Source organism: Ginsengibacter sp. (assembly GCF_057362405.1).
Genome location: NZ_JBMQQG010000159.1, coordinates 1 through 4,807 on the forward strand (window position 1 = coordinate 1; position 4,807 = coordinate 4,807).

The following is a 4,807-nucleotide window of genomic DNA, read 5'->3' on the forward strand; positions in this document are numbered from 1 at the left end:
GAACACCAGAAAGGTTCTATCCAGGCGTAACAGAAATAGAATATTCTTAGATAAATTTTTTCGTTTTTGTTAAGCAATGTTATCTCAGGTAAAAAAAAAATCATGCAAACAGCAGGCATAATCGGGGGTTCCGGATTTATCGGTAGCTACGTTACCAAAATATTCCTTGAAGAGGATTTTGACGTAAAAATTTCTTCAACAGATATCAACAATAATAGTAAGTACCAGCATTTACTGGCACTTACTAACGCCACCAATAACCTGGAAATTCTGCCCTTAGACATAAGAGATAAAAAATCAATAGAGGATTTTGTAACAGGTTGCGACATTGTGGTACACGGCGGTACACCTTTTATACTCGATGTAAAAGACCCGCAAACAGAATTGATGGAACCAACTGTGCAGGGTACACGAAATTTCCTGGACGTAATTTCCAAATCAAAAGATTTAAAAAAAGTGGTGTTCATTTCGTCGGTGGCGGCATGGAATACTTCCTTTCCTTTAGACCCGGCAACTTACCCTGCCGATCATATTTTTACCGAACAGGACACTCCTTACCTAAGTGAACAGGACCATCCTTATGCACAGGCGAAATTTTTGGCGGACCAGGAGGTGAGAAAATTTATTGCAAACAACCCGGATCTTTCATTTGAAATTACTTCCGTATCTCCCACGTGGGCAGTTGGAAACGCCCTTTCTGAAAGGCCCGATTCTACTTCGATGGGTATGCAATTTTTGATAAAAAATAAAATTGCTCCCAATCCTTTTGTGGTAATGTTATTTGAAACAGATGCCATGTTTTCAATGATAGATGTAAGAGATGTGGCGGAAGCTATTTACCAGGCGGCAACCACGAAAAGTATTCACGGAAAAAATTATCTGATAGCTCATGAAAGTTATAAAGTTTCTGATATTTCGCTGATGCTTAACAAGCAGCCGCCTCTCAATGAACCGGTTATCGTGTATAGCAGCTCGTTAGCAAAGAAGGATTTGGGTATTGCCTTTATTTCTGCAAGGGAAACCTTGAATCATTGTGTGTAAGTGCCTGGAAGTGCGGACAATAGACCAGGGCATCAGACACATTAAACGCTCACATTCATAACCACAACGAAAAATGAAAATTTCAACCATTACTGCTGCAAAGAAATCAGGAAAAGGCTTAAAAAGAGAGATTGGCGTTTGGGGTATTTTTTTAAATGTTATTAATAACACCATTGGCAGTGGAATATTTCTATTGCCGGCAATCGTTGCGAGTGAACTCGGTAACGCAAGCATTGTTGCCTATATCGCTTGCGGCTCGTTGTTCTTATTGGTAATGTTATGTTACGCAGAAATCAGCAGCCAGGTAACCTGCTCCGGCGGCTCATATGCATACATTGAAAAAGCTTTTGGGTCGTATGCCGGATTTATCTCCAATACATTGTTTTGGTTTGGCGTTGGCGTGTTTGTAACAGCTGCCCTGGTTAATGGATTTGCTGATATTTTATCAGTAGCGTTTCCTATCTTCAAGATTCCTTTTTATAGGGCGCTGCTTTTTATCGCACTCATCGGCTTTTCCGCTTACATCAATATCCTTGGCGTAAAACAGGGAATGAAGGTTATAAAAATTGTTACACTTATTAAAATGCTTCCGCTCTTTCTCCTGGTGGTACTTGGCTTTTGGGGTTCAACATTATCCAACCTGCATATAGATCATTTGCCATCATTTCAAAATTTAGGAGAGGTTTCTCTTGTATTATTTTTTGCGTTTGCCGGGGGAGAAAGTGCACTGAATATTGGGGGCGAAATGAAAAATCCCAGTCGCACAGCGCCTCTCGCAATTTTTTACGGTATGCTGGCAACTATCCTGATCTTCTGCTTGATTCAGTTAGCTGCCCAGGGTGTGTTAGGCGCCGGACTCTCAAATTTTAAAGAAGCACCATTGGCTGCAGTGGCAGATAAACTTATAGGGCCTGTTGGCCATACTGTGATAATTGTGGCGTCATTGATAGCCATCTTCGGCATATTAAGTTCCCTTCCATTGGCATTTCCAAGAGTGATGCTCGCTGGCGCTGAGGATAATTTACTGCCACGCTATCTTGCGAAAATTCATCCGCGTTTTGCAACGCCTGCCAATGCAATTATTACCTTCTCGGTAGTTGCTTGTTTAGTAGCTGTCTCCGGCGGATTCAGGCAATTGGCAATTATAGTATCGGCGTCTTTATTGTTATTGTACGTTGGAGTTGTACTGGCAACTATAAAATTCAGGCTGAAAAAAAATATCGATAGAACAGGCACCTTTAAAATTCCCGGCGGCCTTATAGTCCCCATTGCAGCCTTGGTGGCGCTTTGTTTTTTCATTGTTCAATTGCAATTAAAGGAGATTGTGGGTATTCTGATATTTATCGGTATACTGTCAATAATTTATCTATTTAAACTTACCAGGAAAAGACAGGTAGATAAAATCCTTGTCCCCGAAGTGTAATACATTGCCGTTTCAAAATTTACCGAAATGAAAAAAATAATATTTCTCTGCGCCCAATTATTATCCGTTTGTTTTTTACATGCACAAAATGGAAGCGATAGTTCAGCTTACAATCCGCATGATTTTTTTGTCCAAAATTTTAATCCACCCGCCGGTAATGCATTCCGCTCCGCGAAAGGAGTACCCGGACCGTTGTATTGGCAAAACAGCGCCAGCTATGCCATTCATGCAACTTTAAGTGAAAAGGATACGTCGGTTACAGGCGATGTAACTATTGTTTATACTAATAATAGTCCTGATCAGTTGGAGTATTTATGGCTTCAACTCGATCAAAATATTTTTAAACCTTCTTCAAGATCGGTTGCGGCTACCCGTTACCCGGGAGATTATTTTAGTGTACTGGGAAAAAGTAACGGTGGTTATCAAATTAAAGATGTAACCGTTAGCCAGGCTGGAAAAACATATACCGTGCAACCCATCATTTCCGACACAAGGATGCAGGTACGCTTAAACGCACCCATGTTACCCAAGGGCGATAAAGTCTCCATAAAAATGAATTTCAATTTTACAATTCCGCTTGACGGAGCCGGCCGCTTTGGAAGACAATACACGAAAAACGGGGTTATCTATCAAATAGGACAATGGTACCCACGGATGTGCGTATACGATGATGTGGAAGGATGGAACACCTTACCTTATATGGGTCTCGGAGAATTTTATTGCGATTATGGCAATTATGATTATTACATCACAGCCCCTGCAGAAATGATTGTATATGGTTCAGGGGATCTGCAGAATCCAAAGGAAGTATTAACAGCAGAAGAAATAAAAAGATTAGCGAAAGCTGCCAACAGCGATAAAACTGTTACGATAATTGGCGCTGATGAAGCCATGAAACCTTCCATGCGGCCAACTACAAAAGGAAAGCTTACCTGGCATTTCTCTATGAAAAATACAAGAGATGTTGGCTGGTGTGCAGGTAAAGGAATGATATGGGATGCTGCAAAAATAAATTTACCATCTGGCCGCAAGGCACTGGCGATGTCGTGTTACCCGTTAGAGAGTATGGGAGATACTGCATGGACAAGGTCTACAGAATATTTAAAAGCAAGTATAGAAATATATTCCAAAAACTTTTTCGAGTATCCATGGAATATTGCCGTTAGTAATGCCGGCATAACCGGAGGTATGGAATATCCCGGCATCATATTTAATAATTATAAAGAAACCAAAGCCCGCTTATGGTTCTTAATAGCACATGAAATTGGCCATAACTGGTACCCTATGATCGTTGGCAGTAATGAAAGAAAATATATGTGGCAGGACGAGGGTTTCAATACTTATATCAATTATATAGCAACTGATTTTTTCAATAAAGGTGAGTATGTAAATGACAAGGCATATTTTGATAAAAGTTTTTTTGCCTCCCGTGATTACGAACAGTTCATGAAGTATAAAGATCCCCTGATGACCCTATCGGATGCAATGGACGAACAACAACATTATCAATTCTATGGCAAAACGGCTTATGGCCTCAACTTACTTCGTACGGTTGTCGTGGGCAAAGAGCGATTTGATTATGCCTTCAGAAAATATACCGAAGCCTGGGCATTTAAACATCCTACCCCCTACGACTTTTTTCATTGCATCAACAGTGCAGCGGGCGAAGATTTGAACTGGTTTTGGAAAGAATGGTTCTTTACCACCTGGAAACTTGACCAGGCAACCACTAATGTTACGTATGTTGATAGTGATCCAGCCAAAGGTGCATTGATCACAATTGAGAACAAAGGGAAAATGATCATGCCGGTTATTGCAAAAATTACTGAAACTAACGGTAAGGCAGAAACGATTCAGTTACCTGTTGAAATATGGCAGCGGGGTGGCACGTGGACTTTTAAATATCCTTCTGCAAGTACTATCGATAGAGTGATAATCGATCCGGGAAATGTAATGCCTGATGTAGATAGAAAAAATAATGAATGGAACAACGGGAAATAGTAAAAACTCACAATAAAGTGAAACATACTTAAACGATAACTATGGAAATTGTTGGAGCATTACCGGTCGTGAATGAAGAGACTGAGAAACACCCTAAGGAAATGTTTCGGGTGGCGTTCACTACCATGTGGGACATGTTTTCATTTTATGGAATGAAGGCATTGCTGATCGCCTATATAGTTACACAACTGCGTCTTGGGCAATCAATGGGCTATGCCGTTTTGGGTACTTATGCTGCATTGGTTTTTGGGTTTAATTTTTTCGGTGGCATAGTAGCAGATAAATTTTTAGGTACGAGGAAATCAATTATCTGGGGCGGATACCTGCAAATAACCGGTCATC

At 40.5% G+C, this 4,807-nt stretch carries 3 protein-coding genes and 1 pseudogene; all 4 read left to right on the forward strand.

Annotation, left to right across the window (positions count from 1 at the left end):
* Nucleotides 1-102 precede the first annotated feature (102 nt).
* A complete protein-coding gene (locus tag ACO1O5_RS13325; protein WP_486270975.1) occupies nucleotides 103-1,041 on the forward strand; it encodes an NAD-dependent epimerase/dehydratase family protein in 939 nt (312 codons plus the stop codon).
* 73 nt (nucleotides 1,042-1,114) lie between these two features.
* Nucleotides 1,115-2,464, forward strand: a complete 1,350-nt coding sequence (locus tag ACO1O5_RS13330; RefSeq protein ID WP_486270977.1) for an APC family permease — start codon at nucleotides 1,115-1,117, stop codon at nucleotides 2,462-2,464.
* 27 nt (nucleotides 2,465-2,491) lie between these two features.
* A complete protein-coding gene (locus ACO1O5_RS13335) occupies nucleotides 2,492-4,465 on the forward strand; it encodes a M1 family metallopeptidase (protein WP_486270979.1) in 1,974 nt (657 codons plus the stop codon).
* A gap of 41 nt (nucleotides 4,466-4,506) precedes the next feature.
* Nucleotides 4,507-4,807, forward strand: a pseudogene (locus ACO1O5_RS13340) (hypothetical protein); the annotation flags it as partial.